This window comes from Streptomyces sp. NPDC104367 (assembly GCF_055583825.1).
In genome coordinates this window covers 40290-56033 of record NZ_JBVJND010000050.1, presented here as the reverse complement: position 1 = coordinate 56033, position 15744 = coordinate 40290, and the positions used below count along the sequence as shown (strand labels likewise).

At 72.4% G+C, this 15744-nt stretch carries 13 protein-coding genes; 5 read left to right on the top strand and 8 right to left on the bottom strand.

All coding sequences use genetic code 11. From position 1 onward, the window contains the following. Window positions 1–83 precede the first annotated feature (83 nt). Both ACZ619_RS42700 and ACZ619_RS42695 read left to right on the top strand, forming a co-directional pair. Window positions 84–1853, top strand: a complete 1770-nt coding sequence (locus ACZ619_RS42700) for a type IV secretory system conjugative DNA transfer family protein (protein WP_469611246.1) — start codon at window positions 84–86, stop codon at window positions 1851–1853. Next, window positions 1850–2455 carry a DUF4913 domain-containing protein gene (locus ACZ619_RS42695; RefSeq protein WP_469611244.1) on the top strand — a complete coding sequence of 202 codons (606 nt, stop codon included), beginning with the start codon at window positions 1850–1852 and terminating at the stop codon, window positions 2453–2455. The genes ACZ619_RS42700 and ACZ619_RS42695 overlap by 4 nt, the downstream gene beginning before the upstream one ends. A gap of 62 nt (window positions 2456–2517) precedes the next feature. Here ACZ619_RS42695 and ACZ619_RS42690 read toward each other — a convergent pair whose 3' ends face one another. From ACZ619_RS42690 to mobC, 4 genes are all read right to left on the bottom strand, one after another. Further along, window positions 2518–2979, bottom strand: coding sequence for a hypothetical protein (locus ACZ619_RS42690; protein WP_469611242.1), 462 nt, complete (start codon window positions 2977–2979; stop codon window positions 2518–2520). 24 nt (window positions 2980–3003) lie between these two features. Beyond that, window positions 3004–4110 carry a hypothetical protein gene (locus ACZ619_RS42685; protein ID WP_469611240.1) on the bottom strand — a complete coding sequence of 369 codons (1107 nt, stop codon included), beginning with the start codon at window positions 4108–4110 and terminating at the stop codon, window positions 3004–3006. Window positions 4111–4237: 127 nt separating this feature from the next. Then, window positions 4238–6460 carry a relaxase/mobilization nuclease domain-containing protein gene (locus ACZ619_RS42680; protein ID WP_469611238.1) on the bottom strand — a complete coding sequence of 741 codons (2223 nt, stop codon included), beginning with the start codon at window positions 6458–6460 and terminating at the stop codon, window positions 4238–4240. After that, window positions 6457–6861: a plasmid mobilization relaxosome protein MobC gene (gene mobC, locus ACZ619_RS42675; protein ID WP_469611237.1), complete on the bottom strand. Its 405-nt coding sequence runs from the start codon at window positions 6859–6861 to the stop codon at window positions 6457–6459. Before mobC ends, ACZ619_RS42680 begins: the two co-directional genes overlap by 4 nt. A gap of 305 nt (window positions 6862–7166) precedes the next feature. On the opposite strand from mobC, the gene ACZ619_RS42670 reads away from it, so the two are divergent. The 3 genes from ACZ619_RS42670 (at window position 7167) to ACZ619_RS42660 (ending at window position 9445) form a co-directional block, all read left to right on the top strand. Then, window positions 7167–7505 (top strand): hypothetical protein, encoded by a 339-nt coding sequence (locus tag ACZ619_RS42670; RefSeq protein ID WP_469611235.1) that lies wholly within the window; start codon window positions 7167–7169, stop codon window positions 7503–7505. 76 nt (window positions 7506–7581) lie between these two features. Beyond that, entirely contained in the window at window positions 7582–8163 is a 582-nt protein-coding gene (locus ACZ619_RS42665; protein ID WP_469611233.1) for a hypothetical protein, read from the top strand. Between the two features lie 169 nt (window positions 8164–8332). Then, on the top strand, window positions 8333–9445 hold the full coding sequence (locus tag ACZ619_RS42660) for a hypothetical protein (RefSeq protein WP_469611231.1): 1113 nt from the start codon (window positions 8333–8335) through the stop codon (window positions 9443–9445). Between the two features lie 365 nt (window positions 9446–9810). Here ACZ619_RS42660 and ACZ619_RS42655 read toward each other — a convergent pair whose 3' ends face one another. From ACZ619_RS42655 to ACZ619_RS42640, 4 genes are all read right to left on the bottom strand, one after another. Further along, window positions 9811–10311 carry a hypothetical protein gene (locus ACZ619_RS42655; RefSeq protein WP_469611229.1) on the bottom strand — a complete coding sequence of 167 codons (501 nt, stop codon included), beginning with the start codon at window positions 10309–10311 and terminating at the stop codon, window positions 9811–9813. Beyond that, the gene (locus ACZ619_RS42650; RefSeq protein ID WP_469611227.1) at window positions 10308–11879 is read right to left on the bottom strand and encodes a hypothetical protein; all 1572 of its coding nucleotides are present in this window, start codon (window positions 11877–11879) and stop codon (window positions 10308–10310) included. Before ACZ619_RS42650 ends, ACZ619_RS42655 begins: the two co-directional genes overlap by 4 nt. Further along, window positions 11876–13000 (bottom strand): hypothetical protein, encoded by a 1125-nt coding sequence (locus tag ACZ619_RS42645; RefSeq protein WP_469611225.1) that lies wholly within the window; start codon window positions 12998–13000, stop codon window positions 11876–11878. Before ACZ619_RS42645 ends, ACZ619_RS42650 begins: the two co-directional genes overlap by 4 nt. 367 nt (window positions 13001–13367) lie before the next feature. Further along, window positions 13368–15728, bottom strand: a complete 2361-nt coding sequence (locus tag ACZ619_RS42640) for a zinc finger domain-containing protein (protein WP_469611223.1) — start codon at window positions 15726–15728, stop codon at window positions 13368–13370. Window positions 15729–15744 lie beyond the last annotated feature (16 nt).

Below are 15744 nucleotides of genomic sequence, written 5' to 3'. Positions count from 1 at the left end.
GGGGCCCCGGCCCGCCTCGACCTGACCGAGGCGGAAATCGAGCTGTACGACACGGACAAGGCGATGCGGCGGAAGGTGAGCGAGTGAACGACAACGCAGGGTCCGGGGGCGGCATTGCCGCCCCCGCGGCCATTGTGGGCGTGATCTTCGGCGGGGGAGGGCTCTACCTGGCCGGCTGCCTGGGCGGCACCCTCGGCGTCGCCGTCGTCGGCGGCGGCTGGGCCTGGCCCGACTCCTCGCTCAAGTCCGTGCTCCGCCTCCTGGACCACGGCCCCGGTGCCCTGTGGCCGGGGCACGCGACGGCCGCCGCAGTCGGCATGGTCGTGCTCCTGGTCCTGGTGCTCGCGCTCCTCGTCGCGGGCGGCTGGTACGTCTGGCGTCGGTGGTTCTCCGCCCGGCCCGGCCTGGCCGGCCTGCGGGAGATGGCGCCCCTGTCGCCCCGGGCCATGGCGGCACGCGCCCGTGAGCTGCGGCCCTCACTGGACGACGACGGGCAGACGCCGACTCTGCCGCCGGATGACACGGGGGTGTTGCTCGGCAACCTCGACCAGCCGCACGGCCCCGAACTCCGGGCGTCGTGGGAAGACGTGATTCTGGCGATCATGGCGCCCCGTTCGGGCAAGTCGACCGCGCTGGCCATCCCCGCCGTCCAACGGGCGCCGGGCGCCGTCCTGTTCACGAGTAACAAGATCGGTGAACGGGAGGTCTACAACGTCACCAAAGCTGAGCGGGACCTGGTGGGGACGGTCTGGACGATCGACCCGCAGGGCATCACGCACGCCGACCGCACGCTGTGGTGGAACATGCTCGCCGGGGCCCGGACGATCGAGGGGGCCGGTCGGCTCGCAAGCCACTTCATCGCGGCGACCACCGATGAGAAGTCGCGCGGTGACTTCTGGATGGGTGCCGCAAAGAACCTGCTGACGGCCCTGTTCCACGCGGCTGCCGTCTCGGACGGCTCGGTGGCGGACGTGCTGGCCTGGCTGTCCACCCCCTCGGACCGAGGGCCGGTCAGCGCACTCAAGGCGGCCCGGAAAGAGGCGCTGGCCCAGCAACTCGCAAGCACCGTGGCAGGCGCGTCGGACACCCGGGACGGCATCTATGAGACGGCCCGTCAGTGCGTCGCCTGCCTCCTCGACCCGGAGACCCTGGCGTGGGTCACCCCCGACGCCGGGGCCCGGGAGTTCCGGCCGTCGGAGTTCGTGCGCACCCGGGACACCCTCTATCTGCTGTCCAAGGACGGCGGCGGATCGGCGGCCGGTGTCATCGCGGCGGCCGCCGATGCCGTGCTCCGGGCGGCGATGGCGGCCGCCGAGCGGGCCGGGGGGCGGCTCGATGCCCCGTTGGTCGCGGTGCTCGATGAGGCCGCGAACGTGTGCCGGATCGAGGATCTCCCCGACCTGTACTCGCACCTCGGCTCGCGTGGCATCGTCCCCCTGACCATCCTCCAGAGCTACCGCCAGGGCGTCCGGGTGTGGGGGGAGGCGGGCATGGATGCGCTGTGGTCGGCCGCCACGGTCAAGGCCCTGGGCAGCGGCCTGGACGACGCGGATTTCGCCGAGGACGTCAGCCGTCTCGTGGGTGACCACAAGGTCCACGAATCCTCGGTGAGCCACGGTTCGGCCGGCCGCAGCGTCAGCACCTCGCGCCGTCGCGAGCGGGTCATGGAAGCCGCCGAAATCCGGGCGCTGCCCAAGGGGCGGGCTCTGCTGCTGGCGACGGGCGTACGGGTCGCCATGATCCGGCTGCGGCCCTGGTACCTCGAACCGGGCGCGGCCGAGCGGACGGCGGCAGCCAAGGCAGAAACCCGCCGGATCGCCGAGCGGGCCTCTCGGAAGGTGATCGACGCATGAATGAGGACACCCCGACGCTGGATGCCGTCGCCGAGGACGTCGCAGACCTGCGGGCCACCGTGACCGGCTTCGCCACTCAGCTGGAGCACAACACCAGCGTGGTCGACCAGCTCGCCGCAGATGCCGCCCGGCAGCGGGAGAAAGGCCAGGACGGCGGCAAAGAGAAAAAGGAAGAAAAGCCCAAGACACCGCCGTTCATCCTGCGGTTGGCGGGTGCCGAGTACGAAACCGAGTTGGCCGCGCTCGCCGACTGGGTGGCCAACCTGCTGGTGCCCACGTACCTCTCCGAGGTCTCCTCGTCGGCGACCTGGTGCGCGAGCTGGTGGGCGCACCCGGCGGCAATCGCCCGGCTTCACGCCGCGTGGCTGGCCTGGCAGGAACTCACCGATCCGGAGACCTGCGGCCGTACCGGGCCGTCCGTGTGGCACCGTGACCACCTCGATCCGATGGTGGCCCAACTCCGGGATGCCTCCGGTCCGTTCGGGGGCTGCATGACCAACCCGGAGCGGCACCAGCACACCGATCTGCCGGTGCCTCCGGCGGAACCGCTGCCGGGTCGCGCGGCGGCCGCCGAGGCCGTGCCGGAACCGGCGACCTCCTAGAGTTAGCGTGTGCACGCCAAGGGCCGGAGAGGGATTCCTCTCCGGCCCTTGGCATGTGCGGGCTACTGGACGGCGCGGCGCGGCGGTGAAGCGGCGGCCGCCGCCTGGCCCCGGCCCTGCCCTGTGGCTGCGGGCCCGCCCGTGGCGCCTCCTCGGGCGGGAGCCGGCACGGTGGTGGAAGTCGCCGTGGCCGCAGCGGCGCGGGCCTCGATTCCGGCCGTGGTGGCCTCATGAGCGGCGAGCCCGTCCAACCCCGCCGCGTCGCTCCACTCGGCGTTCGCCGTACCGAGGTCGCCCCCGGCATCGGCCGCCCCGGCGCGGCCCCGGGCCGCGTCGGCCTCCCCGAGGGCGGCGTCAGCACGGGCCTCGTGATCCGCGCTGCTGCGGCCGAGGGCGGCCGCCAGGCGCAGCGCTTCCGGGGCACCCGCGCCGCTGTCCCCGGCCTGGCTCGTGGCGTTGCGCTGCGGCCTGCGGGCGGGCTCGGTGCCGCCGCCCGGCGCGGGCGTGCGTGAGTTCATCTCCATCGGTCTCTGTCCTCCGTGTGCGCGTCAGCGCGTACGCCCGTGTACCTGGGTGGGGGCCGGGGTTGCGGCTGTCGTGGACGCCTGCGGGCCGGGGGCCGGGCTGGCTCCCGGGGTGGCCGTGGTGGACTGCGCGTTGGCCGCTGCGGCGCGCCCCGCCGCGTACGCCGCACGGGCCGGACTCGCCGGTGCCGCCTTGGTGGCGGCCGGGGCGCTGCTGGCGGGTGCCGGCGCCGTGACGGTGCGGGCCGGAACGGGCGCCTTCGCCTGGTCGTTGAGCAACCCGCGGGCGGCCTCGGCCGGGCTGAGACTGATGCCGGCGTCGGCGGCCTGCCTCATCCGAGCGGGCACGCCCGCCAGGGCCTCGCGCGGGTCGTGTCCGGCCGCCCGGAGCGTCTTCATCTGCTCGGCGATGGCTGGCCACTCGCGGGAGGTGACCAACTGGCCCAACAGCTTCTCGTCGGCCAGGGCCTCGCGCGCCGTGATCACGAGTCGAGCGTTTTCCTGGGGGGTGCCCCCGTGCCTGACGAGACCCTTTTCGCGGTCGCCGAGGGCCGAGTCATCGCCCCGGCCGGTCACCTTCTTGAACCATTCCTTGACGGCCTCTACGAACTTCTTGACCCATTCCACGATGCGCTCGGCCAGGCTGGGGCCCTCGCGGTCGCGGCCGGTGTCGTCGGCAGATGTCGCCCACGGGTCGCGGGGTGTGGTGGCCGTGGCCGTGACGCCGGGGTTCTGCGCTCCCGTGCGCATGTCGGCGTCGATACGCGCAATCACGGGCGTGGCGTCGGTAAGGAATTGGCGTACGTCCACCCCGGAGTTTTCCAGTCGCCGGAGTTCGTCCGCGAGCCGGGGCCATTGCGGCGCGTTCACCATGGCTTCGGCGACTGCGGACGGCTCCACGATGTCCCGGACCATCTCGGCGTACCGGTCCCGGTCCGGATCCTGTACGGGGTCGGGTGTAGGCGGCTTGTCGGGCTCGGTGGCGGGGGCCGGGGCGGCGGCTGTTCGGGCCGCCTCGCGCTCCTGGTGCTCGCGCAGGGCCTGGGCCGCCATGACGAGAACTTGCAGAGCAATGACGGCAGTCTGCCCGGTGTGGCTGGCTGCCTGCTCGAAAGCTGTGCTGTCGCTCATTCGAACCTCTCGTTCTGTGGCGTCATGATGTCCTCGTTTCGCTCGCTCTCGTACCTATGAAGCTAGCTCCTGAGACCTACCGACACGCGGCCTTTTCGGCTTCCGGACTGCCTTACGGGGATCCGGTTTACCGCCCTCTTCCACGGGCCTGGTTCCGCTGCTGTGCCGCCTCCTGGGCCGCCCGCTCTGCGGCTGTTCGCTCGCCCGTGTTCGGCCTCGTCGGTGTCGGCTCGGTCGTCCTTCCGGTCGCGCGGGGGAGCGGGGCTGACTGTCCGTCGCGTCCCAACCGTCCCTTCAACCGCCAGGCGAGCACTTGGGCAACGCTGTGGGCGTCGGCCAGGTCGTGGGCGCCTGCTACTTCGGCGAGTAGTTCCGCTGGCTGGTGTCCCTCGTGCGTCGCCCTGATGAGGTAGGCCGCGAGGGTCGCCGAGGCGGCGTCGGCGAGTACTGCGGTGGCGTACGCCGGGACGGCCTGGCGCACGGCTTCGCCGAACGTCGGCACGTCGGGGCCGCCGAGGGGTGTGGCCTCGGCCGCCGGGCCTCGACCGAGGACAGGTGGCGGGGCGGTCGGTGCGGCGGGGGTCTCCTCGCCGTCGTCCTCCTCCTTTTCCGTCGGCGGAGCGGGTGGACGGGCGTCCCCGGTGGCGCCGGTCGTGTCGGGGAGCGTGGTCGGCGTCTGCGGGGTCTGTTCCTGGAGCTGGCTGGAGTTGCTGCGTGTGTCGCTGTCCATCCGCCGTTGCAGTCGCCACACCAGTACCTCGGCCGTGCTCTGCGCGTCGCCGAGGCTGCGCAGTGCGGTGACCTCGGCGAGTACGCGGGCCGGGTTGTATCCGGCGTTTTCGGCCTGCCGGAGTGTGGCGGCCAGAGCTGGCCATGCGGCCTCGCCGAGGACGGTTTCCGCAAGGTGCGGGATGGCCTCTCTCACGACGGGCGCGTACGCCTCGACAAGAGCGGGTCCGCCGGGCTGCATGGTCGTGCGCTGCCAGGTGCTCCGGTGTCCTCGCCCCGTGCGGGTGCCTGCGCTCGCGCCGTGGGCCACTTCGGTGGCGGCACGAAGGTGAGTGCCGGCCTGGGCTGCCGCGCGTTCCTGTGCCTCGTGCTGGGCTGCCTGGTGCCACGTCATCGCGGCGGCGACGGCCAGGGCGACTGCGACCAAAACGGCGATGGCCGCGGTTGCTTCTCCTCCGCCCGCCGCAATGGCGGCCCCCATGGTGAGTAGCTGGGTGGCTGCCCGCAGGTGGGCGCTCGCCTGGCTGTCCATACGGCGGCTGGTCGGGGCGCGTCCGGCTCGCTCGAACGCGCGGGCTGCGTCCCGTAGCTCGTCACGAACGGTTGCGGGTGCCTCGGCAGCGTAGGTTGAAAGGAAGTCGGCCAGGGCGACCATTTCCCCGGCCCCGGCCTCGTTGCCTGCCTGGCCGAGGACGGCAGCGGCCTGGTGCACGTGCTCGGCGGCAAGCTGCCATGCGGCGGCGCGGCTCTCGATCTTCCCGGCCTTGGCAACCAAGGCCGAGGCGGGCACACCGGTCCAGCGTTCCCGAACTCGGGGAAGGGACAGATCGGGGGCAAGCTGGCTGCCGGAAAACCATACGGCTCGGCCTCCGGCGGTGCGGTCGCCTGGCAGGGCTACCGCATAGCCGGTCACGTTCCCGTCGGACGCGGTGCGCTTCTTGAGCCGGAGTCCCGCGCGTTCGACGGCGGTAAAGAAATCGGCATCGGATCGGGCGCCGGCTGCGGCCTTCCTGACCCTCGCTTGCAGGGTCACCCTGGGCGGCTCCGTGCGGCCCATGCGCTTCCCCTTCTCCAGTTCCGCAGTCGTTGGCCACCGGTTCGCGGTCTTGTCGCCGCTCTTCAGCCGCCGGAGTCCATAACGGATCTCCAGTTCCCGAGCACGGGCCTGCATCCTGACCATGTCCCGTCGTACATCGGGTACTCGACCGTCCTGACGGGCAAGCGTCGCCACGATGTGAATATGGTCATCGGCGTGCCGAACGGCCACCCATCGGGCGCCCATGGCATCGCCCTTCTTCGCGATACCTGAGGCGTCCATGATCTCGCGCGCAACGTCCCCCCATTCCTCATCCGTCAAGATCCGGTCACCTGGGTCGAGTCGTACCGGAACGTGATAGACATGCTGATCCGGCGCCTTGCCTTCGAGCCCAAAAACCGGAGCGTCCAGCAACATGGCCAGGCTCGGGATGGTCGCTCCGGAACTCCGTGCCGGGTCCAGCACTCCGCCACCCCATGCGGCGACCATGTGGGGGTCGGTGTGCTCGTTCGCCCGGCCTGGCCCGTACAGGTAGTACAGCAACCCGGCAGTGCGAGCGCCGGGCTTCGCCTTCTTCGGAATCACTCCAAGCCTTCCATCACGGCAATGGTGGCTTCGTCCAGCCTCCGGACGGCTCGCTCTACACGCTCCAGGACGGCGTCAAACCGCTCCGGGGTCTCCACACCGTTGGAGTTGAGTACGCGAGTAATCTGGTTCATGTTCGTGCCGATCCGGTCCACGGACACCCGGGCATCGTTCAGCATCCGCAATCGCTCTTTCAGGTCGACCGGCACCGGGGACACCTCGTCCTTCGCGACAGCGAGTGCAGCACGCGCGGCGTATGCAGCAGGTTTCAAGCCGGCTGCGACAGCGGCCATGAGAATGATCGCCAACTCTGCGTCGTTGTAGGCCAGGTTCACGCGGTGCGTGCGCGGGTTGTCGGATCGTCGTTCACGGCGGCGGGCGCGTGGTGCGTCGCTGGTCATTTCCCCTGTTCCCGTTCGAGGGACAGCCCCAACCGTCGGTCCGTGCCCGGACCGAAAAGGCAGCCCCGATGCGCCGAGCATAGCGAGGCAGGGACCGCCGTACCTAGTTATTGGAACAATAACCACTAACTTGCTCCGACTCCGACGTAGGAGGGTAGTTGGGCTGGGGTGCCGGGCTTCTAGGGCGGCTCGCGGCTTCGCCGCGACTGGGGGTCCGGGGAGCATCCCCGGGGCCTCGACCGCAAGTCGCCTGACGGCGGAAGATCTCGTGTGCGCGGCGGGCGCCGGCCGCTACCATGGCGACCATGACCACACCTTCCGACGACACCACGTCACCCATGCTGACCACGGCGGAAAACATGCTCGCCTCACGTCTGGAGGTGATCAAACCCCTGGCCTCGGCCATCGCCGAACGCAAGCGGCTCCAAACACTGCTCGATGACGCAGACAAGTCGTACGGCGCTGCATACGCGGCGGCGTCGGCTGCGGGCTGGAGCCCGGACGAACTCCGTCGTATGGGGGCGGAAGAACCCACCCGGCGGCCTCAAGGCCGGCCCAAGGGTTCACGTACCCGTCGGGTCCGGTCCGACACCGAACAAACCACGGGCTCCGCCTCTGCCCCTTCGTCCTCGGACGCATCCTGACCACCTTCCAACCCGCACCCTTCCGGCCTGCTTCGCGGCAGTGCCGGAAGGGTCTGCTATCTAAATAGGTAGTTAGATGATGAGTGCTGTCGCCAAGGTCAACACGCTCGTGTGGCTTCATCCCTTGCATGCTGAGGGATTGGCCGCGCTTGCTGGAGAAAACGACTTCGCCGAATGGCAGTGGCTTGCCGAGCAAAGGCAGCGTCTTGGGTTGCCGAAAAGCGAGCCGACACCCGAGGAAATTCGGGTGTCCCTGCTGACGCTGCGGCCGGACCTGTGGCCACGGATGGGACAGCTCGCAGAAACGGCGATGCGTGCCAGGCTCGCGCTGCCGGACCTGGCCGGCCCCTGGCCTCCGTTCACTGCCGAGGAAGCACAGGCGCAGCGGCTTTCGGGTCGTAGGACGGGCTCCCCGAATGAGCGCTTCGGCGCGAAACTGATGCTGGACATTGCCGCCGATGTGGTCGACGTCGCACGGCTCGCGGCCTACCGGGTGAGCGAGCCGGCGGTGAGGTCTCTCCGGGAAGAAAACCTCATCGGCCTACGGCCTTCGCGGTCCAAGCGGGCGCGAGCGCGCAGGCTCGAACTTCAGGAACAGATCTATACCGTGGGCCGGATTGCACGCGAGTCCATCGCCACGCTTCTGGGCGATGGATAGAACCGGGAAGCGGGTGGATAAATCGGAGCGCATTTAAACAAGGTAGTTAGAACGCATTCCGTGCGGAAAGGTCAAATTCCGGGGCTTGTGGTCGAATCCTAATGCTCGTTTATTGCGCGTGGATACTGTGTAATATCCCTGGCGACGGGCAATCGGAAAGGGGTTCTCAATGCCTGCGAAAGCGGCCGATGGGCACAAGGTGTACGGCACGTATCGCGGCCGGGCGGTGTACCGGTTCTGGGACCTTCCCCCGGGCCTGCTCACTCCTCGCCAACTCAAGCGGGAGGGCCTGGCGGTCTCGCCTCGGCAGCGGCCGCAGGCGTACGCGTACTGGCGGTACTACGGGCAGACGGGATACGCGCCTCTGTTCCGCAAGCGGGGTGCCCGGCCTAAGCGGGTCGCGAGTCCTGCCCAGCTCGCGGCGCTCACAAGGGCTCGGTTCGTCCTGCATGCGTGGCGGTGCTTCGACTGCGGCGAGCTGGTGAACGACGGCGGCCGGCCGGACGTCGGGGAGACCGGAACGTGTGCCCCCTGCGGCCGGTTCCGTGCCGAGGCGTGGGCCGCCGTTGATCTGCCGGCGCTCGCGCCCGTCCTGCGGGAAACCCTTCCCGGGGTGCTGCCGACAACGCCCCTCGGGCCACAGGAGTGGGCGGCGGCCGTGCTCGACTCCGGGCCGGTCGTAGTGCTCGACACGGAGTCCACCGACCTTCACCGCTGGGTCCTGGAACTGGGCTTGTGCGACAGTGACGGCCGTCCGGTGCTCTCGTCTCTGGTCGATCCGCGGGCGCCCCTGGCGGCGGGCGCGGTCAAGGTGCACGGCATCACGACCAACGTTCTGGCCGAGGCCGAAGCACCGGTTTTCTCAGACGTGATGGACACCCTGGGGCGGGCGATCCACGGGCGCACGGTCGTGGTTTACAACCTCGGGTATGACCTGCACAGCATCGCCCGGGAGGTGCACCGGCACGCGCGTACGGTCGTCGGCCTGGTCGGCGCCGAGGCGGTGGAGTACACGCGGACGTGGCTCGGGCGGGCGCGCTGGGCAGACCTCATGCATCCGTACGCCGAGTGGTACGGGCAGTGGCATCCGTACTGGCAGAACTACACCTGGCAGAAACTCCCGTACGGGGACCACCGTGCGCCCTCGGACGCGGCCGGCGCGGCTCGGCTGCTGCGCGAGCTGGCTGACGGCACGGCTCCTCGACTGCCTGAGTCGGAGCGCGGTCCCTGGTCGGACGACGACGGGGACGACCAGTACGACCGGTACGGCTACGAATACTGACCGGTCCCCCTTTCCGCCGGGGTTTTCCGTGCGGGTGGTTGGGTGGTGGTGTGGGGGCTCCGCCACCCACGCCCCCGGCCACCTTCCAGAGGGGCCCCCTGTTTTTCGGGTGCGGGCCGGTGGGGGGTGGTCGCGGGTCGCGGGGGGTCCCTCCGGAGGAGCGGCACCGGAGGCCAGCACACCGCACGCCGGGGCGTCCAGGACGGCCTACGGCCGCCGCAAGCGGTCAAGATCCTGGACACCCCGACGCACGGCGCGCTAGGGGCGAGCCCTGCCGCCCCTCCGGAGGGACCCCCGCTCAGGCCCGGCCCATGGCGCAAGGCCGAGGCGGTGCCGGCCGCCGCACAGGGGCTAGCGTGCACACGCTAAAAGTGCGGCCCCGGGATGCCCTTTTCAGGCGCCCCAGCGCTGTGTATTCCTCCCGGGCATGGCAGTACCCCCGGTGCTCGTCCGGGGGCACGATTCACGGCCTGGTGCTCGTCGTCATGCCGTCCCGTGACGGGCGGGTACGGTGCCGGGTCGGCCATCGCTCCAAGTGAACTCGGCGTTGTCGTGGCTTTGTCACCGTCGTGGCCGGGCTCGTCGCCGCACTGCTGCCACTGGCCGAGGCTGTGTGCGTCGCCCGTCTCGGGCTCGAAGGGGAGGCACTGAGCGGTGCAGCACTCCGGGTCAAGTTCGTCCGGCTCGATGGGCGGCGGGAAAAGACCGAACTCGGCGAGCACAGCATCCGTGATCTCCTCGACGGTTGCCCGCCTGACAGAGCGGGCCGCGCGTACGCCGGCCTTCACGGCACGGTCGTACTCGTCCGCCTGGAGGATTCGGAGCGGGGCGGGCAACGGGACGGGGGTGACGGTCGGGTTGCTCATGTGGTGGGCTCCTCGTCGGTCTCGTTCGACAGCGGTACGGCGGTCTGCCCGGGAATCGGCTCGGGCGGCGCCTCCTCCTCGGCCGGCCTCCTGCCTCGCCTGGCCGGCTTGCGCTCCTTGCCCTGGGCCGACTTCTCCGCCTCGGCGCGGGCCTCGGCGCGGGCCTGGGCGGCGGCAAGCTGGGTGCGAGCCTCGGCGAGTTGCCGGGCGGTCTCGTCCCGGTCCCTCTCGGCTCGTTCGGCGCGGTCCTGGGCGTCGTCGGCGCGCTGGACTGCGGCCGCCCGTCCCTGCTCGGCCTGCTGCCGCGCGGTCGACTCGGCGGCGAGCTGGGCCGCCAGGTCGTCCCGGCGCTTCTCGGCGTCGCCGATGCGGCGCTCTGCGCGCGCCTCGGCCCGGTCCGCGCGGTTTTCCGCCTGCGTCCGGCCTTCCTCGGCCTTGGTCGCGCGCTCCTCGGCGGCGGCGCGCTGCCGGTTGGCCTCGGTGGTCTGGCCGGCGGCCTCGTCGCGCTGACGCTTGGCCTCCTTGGTGTCCGCGAGAGCCTGGGTGTATCCGGCCTGGAACTCGTCCTTTTCCGTCTCCGCCCGGCGGGCCCGCTCCTCGGCGAGCTGCTGGGCCGTCCGGGCCTCGGACGCCTCGGCGGCGGCCTGTGCCGCGTCCTGGCGGGCGCCGTCCCGTTCCCGCTCGGCGGCCTCGCGTGCGCGCTCGGCATCGCGGGCCCTTTCCTCGGCGCGGGCTCGTTCGCGCTCGGCGGCTTCGGCGCGGGCCTGAGCGGCGGCGGCGTCCTGGCGTGCCTCGTCGCGCTGCTCGGTGGCGGTGTCGCGCTGCTCGATCGCCTCGGCGGCCTCGTGCTCGGCACGCTCGGCCCGGTCGGTGGCGGCGGCGCGTTCTTCCTCGGCGAGTTGCTGGGCGGCGGCGGCGTCCGCTGCCTTCTGCTCCGCCTGGTCCCGGCGGCGCTCGGCGGCGCGGGCCTCTTGCTGGGCGACTTCCCGGGCGTCGTCGGCGGCCTCGCGCGCGGTGCGGTCGCGGGCGGCGGCGGCCTCGGCGGCCTCCCGGTCGGCGCGGGCCTGGGAGGCTTCCGAGCGGGCGGCGGCGGCGTCCGCCTTCGCCTGTACGGTCTCCTGGTTGGCCTGTGCCACGTCGTTGGCGTTGGCTGCGCGGGCTGCCGCTAGACGGGCCTCGATGCCCTCGGGGCTGTTGATTTTCGACAGCTCCAACCGCATGTCCGCGGCGACCTGTTCCATCCTGGTGACGGTCTCCTCGACGCGGAGGAGTTGCCCCGGCAGGCCGGGCGCGTTGCGCTCGCGGGCGCGGGCCGCCTTGCGCTCGTTCTGACAGGTGCTGTCGCAGTATTCCGGCGGTCGCCCGGCGCCGGCCGGCTTGGCCCGGGGGATGAGCTTCCCGCAGTTGGCGCACGGCTCCGGCCAGTAGCCGTGCGGCGCCTCTTCCTCGCCGGCCTCTCCGGCCGCCTCCCGCGCGGGCATGCCGGGAATCTCGATGCCGAGGCCGGCAAGCCGGTTCGACAGGTGCGCCAACGGGTCGTCGGTCGGCTGGCTGTCGTTTGTGGTCACGGGCGGGCGGCCTTCCTGGTGGTGCTGGCGGGACGGGCGGCCGGGCCGGGCCGCTGGGGCGGCCTGAGCCGGCCCCGGGCGCGGGCCTGCGGGCGGGTGTGGGTCCTGATGCTGCCGTACGGACGGCGGCGGCGGACAATCCGCGGCGCGGCCGCCACTCGATCCGGTGCCGGGTGGTCCGTGGGCAACGCGCTGACCTGCGGCGCGGTGGTCGGCTCGGTGAGCTCGGCGCGGGCCTCGACGGCGGCCGCCGTCACCTGGTCGTCCGCCTCGGCCTGGCGCTCGTCGTCCTCGGCCGCGACGGCGGCCGCGGTGTCCAGCTCGGTGCCGGCGTCCGGGTCGGGGCCGTACGTGGTCACGACGTCGCCGAGTTCCTGGCTGTACTCCTGCGGGGCGTTGATCGCGTCGTACACGCTGGCGTACCGGGTGCGCGGTTCCGGCGTCGGCTCGATGATGCGGGGCTCGGCGGTGACCGCCTGGGCGAAAATGAGGGCTTCGGCCATGTGGTCGCGCACGGCCCTGGTGTCGATGGTGCGGGCGGTGGCCTGGGCGATCCGGGCCGGGATGCCCAACCAGTTCTCGGACCAATCCGGCATCGGCGCGTCGACCTGCGGCGCGTAGGGGCCGACGAAAGCGGCCAGGTGCCGGATGAACGCGCGGCGCCAGGACCGGCGTTCGGTCCGCCAGTCCTGCGGGCCGTGGTACTCGGTCCAGCGCTGGCCGTGGGCTGAGTCGCGCATCCATCCGGCGAGCCGGCGCATCATCGCCGTGGCGGCGGCCTCGATGGCGGCGAGCAACCCGGGGAGGTCGGCGGCGAACCGGGCGACGGCGAGCGGGTCGCCCTCGATCCGGAGCGCGTGCCGGTCCAGCCGGTCCGCCAACAGGTCGGCGTACACGCGGCGGGTGCGGACGCCGTACCCCCACGCCAGGCGCTCGGCGGCCTCGCGGCGGGTGACGCCGTGCTGGCCGGCGTCGTGCACCCGCACCGTGAGCGTGGCCGTGCCGTCGATGCCCATGCGGCCCTCGGCCTCGGCCAGGCGGCCGGTGTACGGGGCGGCGGGCACGCGGCCGTCAACGACGTACGCGTAGGGGTCGCGGTTCGTCTCGGTGGTCTCCGTCATGACCTCAGCCTATCATTTCCGGATTACTGTTTCTAGTATTCCAGAAATTAGCCGTTGACAAGAGGGCGCCAATTTCCGGGGTGGGGGAGGGCGGCTTCTCGCCGGCTGGTCCTGCTCGGGGGCTCCGCCCCCGGCGGCTGCGGCCGCTGCGGGCGGGCGGTGCCCGTGACGACAGTTCTAGCGTGTGCACGCTAGGTTTCCCTGGCCTTGGCGGGCTCCCGCTGTGCGGGGGCCGGCGCGTCCGCCCGGTGGGCGGTTCGGCTGGGGCTGCCGGTCCGGCGGGGCGATTCCTGGGCTTCTCCGCCGTGGTGGTCGGGGTGCCCGGCTCCGTTCCGCCGTGGGGGCGACTCTACCGCGTCCGGGCGGCTCACGCGCTGTTCTGCTGCCCTCCGCGTGCCGGGGCCTCGGCGGCCTCCTCCTCGGCAGCGGCCCGGCGCGCGGCGTGCCACTCGGCGGCCGGGGTGCCCCGCCAGGTCACGCACCGTTCGCCGGGGGCGGCATGGCAGTGTCGGCAGTGCTGGCGGGCGGGGAGGACGGGGCGCGTGCGGCGTCGGGGCTGGGGCTGCTCGGCTCCGGCGGCGCTGAGGTGGGCGGGGTCGATGAGGTGTCCGGCCTGGGCGAGCTGCTGGGCGTGGGCGAGCAGACCGGCGGCGTTGATGCGCTGGGCCTCGATCTGGCGGGCGCGGCGGTGGTCGGGGCGGCCGCCGTGGCGGCGCGGGTAGGCGCGGGCCCCGGGGGCCAGGCCGGGGATGACGATCTGGTCCGGGCCGGGGCGGGGGCCGCGGGCTCGCTTCTCGGCGCGGGGCAGCGCGCTCCACTCCTCCTCGGCCGCCCACCACTCGTGCGCGGCCTGGTCCACGCGCGCGTCCACGGCCAGGCCGGCCACGCGTCCGGCCGTCCTGGTCTCCTGGGCCGCCTCGTACAGCGGGCGGGCCGTGGCGGCGTACGTGGGCTCTCCTCGGCGCGGGCGGGCGGTGGTGGCGAGCTGGAGGGCCTGGAGCTGGTGGAGGTGCCGGAGGGTGGCGCGGCGGCCGTAGCCGGTGGCGGTGGTGAGGTGGGCCAGGGTGGGACGGTCCTGCTGCTGGATCTCCCTCAGGGTGCGGGCCGCGTGGTGGCCGAGGGAGTGCCAGACGTCTGCCTGCTGGTGGGTGATGAGGGTCCGGAGCTGGGCCGGGAGGTCGACGGAGAGGTTGTGGGGGGTGGGGGGCGCGGCGGCGTTCCGCCTTCTGTCCGACCCCGGGTGAGCTGGTGGAACGTGATCGGGGGCCTGGTAGATGGCGCATCGGTGGCCGTCGTGGTCGGGGCACTGGTGCTCGGTCGCCAGGGTCACCCGGCGGGCCCTGCCTGCCCTGCGGTCGGCCTCGGCCGTGACGCTGAGCCATCCGTCCCGGAAGAGACGCCACAAGGCCAGGGATGCCGTCTGGCGGCTGTACCCGGCGAGCACGCCGAGGCGGCGGACGTTGGCGCTTACGTCGGTGGTGCCGGAGGTGAGCATGAGCCAGGCCACGGCGGCCAGGATCGCGGCGTCTGCGGGGCCGGACTCCCGTCCCCACCGTGCGGGGCCGGCGGCCCGCATCCGGGCGAACAAATCGGCCACGGCCACCTCGGCCTCGGTCCGCTCGTGGCGGCCGCCGTCGTCCTCGGGCCTGCGGGGCATCCGGGCGGCGTCCTGGACGGCGAGCCACCACACCCGGGCCCACAGGCGGGCGGTGTCCTCCTCGGCGCGGGGGGCACGGGTGCCGTCCGGCTGGCGCTCGCTGCGGAGCCATTCCAGCGCAGGGGACGACTGGGCGTCGCGCACCACGGCGAGACCTTCGGCCTGGGTCCATCCGGCCAGGGCCATGGATCGGGCGGGGGCATGGGCCTGCTGCGAGTGGTCGTGATGGCGCGTCAGTTTCCGCCGGAGCCCCTTCATGGCGCGCTCGCCGAGGGGGCGCCACGGTACGGCGAGCTGCGGGCACCCGGCGGCGTCGGTGATGACGGGGCGCTGGATCGGCCCGCGCTGCTGGATCGACGGGGGTACGGCGGCGTCCTGGTGCTCGTCGTCCTCGGCGGCGCGGCGGCGGTCGACGGCGGCCGGGGCGGTCCTCGTGGGCCGCTCGACGGTGCGGGCGGCGGCCATCGACTCCAGCCGGGCGGCCAGGCGCTCGAACGCCTCGGCCGGGGCCGAGGCGGAGCCGAGGGCCTTCACGGCCTGCTCGATGGTGTGTGCGGTCAACTCGTTGTGCCCGCCGAGGCGGTGGGCGGCGCCGGGCGGGCGGACCGCGCCGGCCTTCGGGTTCATCAGGGGCGCGATGTCGACGGACGGGCACAGGGTGCGGGCGGCGCGGGCGATCCTCCGCACCGTGGCGACGGGCACCCCCTCGGCGCACCCGATCCACACGTGGCGGCCGCCGTTCGGGCCGGACTCGGTGGGCACGGGCTCGATGCCCTCGGCACGGGCGGCGCAGGCCAACAGCTCGGCGTCGGCGGCGGCCTGGGCGGCGGGCACGCGCTTGGCGTCGCAGTCCAGCGCAACCAACGTGAAGCGGTACGCGCCCCGGGCGACGCGTGTGAGGTACATCGCAACTGGCCGGTCCGGGTCCACCTCGGCTACCGCCACGGTGTCCGGGTAGACGTTCTGCCAGGCGCCGGGCGTCCCCATGGCGGCCCGTACGCGGGCACGCGGAGACAGCACGCCGAGGAACCGCGTCAGGTTCCTGGCCTGCACCGTTTCTAGCGTGTGCACGCTAGAAACCCCTGGC

Excerpts from the sequence above, each read along its gene's own strand:
- ACZ619_RS42685 (WP_469611240.1), bottom strand. The coding sequence starts at position 4,110 with ATGAGCGACAGCACAGCTTTCGAGCAGGCAGCCAGCCACACCGGGCAG.
- mobC (WP_469611237.1), bottom strand. The coding sequence starts at position 6,861 with ATGACCAGCGACGCACCACGCGCCCGCCGCCGTGAACGACGATCCGAC.
- ACZ619_RS42670 (WP_469611235.1), top strand. The coding sequence starts at position 7,167 with ATGACCACACCTTCCGACGACACCACGTCACCCATGCTGACCACGGCG.
- ACZ619_RS42660 (WP_469611231.1), top strand. The coding sequence starts at position 8,333 with ATGCCTGCGAAAGCGGCCGATGGGCACAAGGTGTACGGCACGTATCGC.
- ACZ619_RS42665 (WP_469611233.1), top strand. The coding sequence starts at position 7,582 with ATGATGAGTGCTGTCGCCAAGGTCAACACGCTCGTGTGGCTTCATCCC.
- ACZ619_RS42655 (WP_469611229.1), bottom strand. The coding sequence starts at position 10,311 with ATGAGCAACCCGACCGTCACCCCCGTCCCGTTGCCCGCCCCGCTCCGA.
- ACZ619_RS42695 (WP_469611244.1), top strand. The coding sequence starts at position 1,850 with ATGAATGAGGACACCCCGACGCTGGATGCCGTCGCCGAGGACGTCGCA.
- ACZ619_RS42645 (WP_469611225.1), bottom strand. The coding sequence starts at position 13,000 with ATGACGGAGACCACCGAGACGAACCGCGACCCCTACGCGTACGTCGTT.
- ACZ619_RS42690 (WP_469611242.1), bottom strand. The coding sequence starts at position 2,979 with ATGGAGATGAACTCACGCACGCCCGCGCCGGGCGGCGGCACCGAGCCC.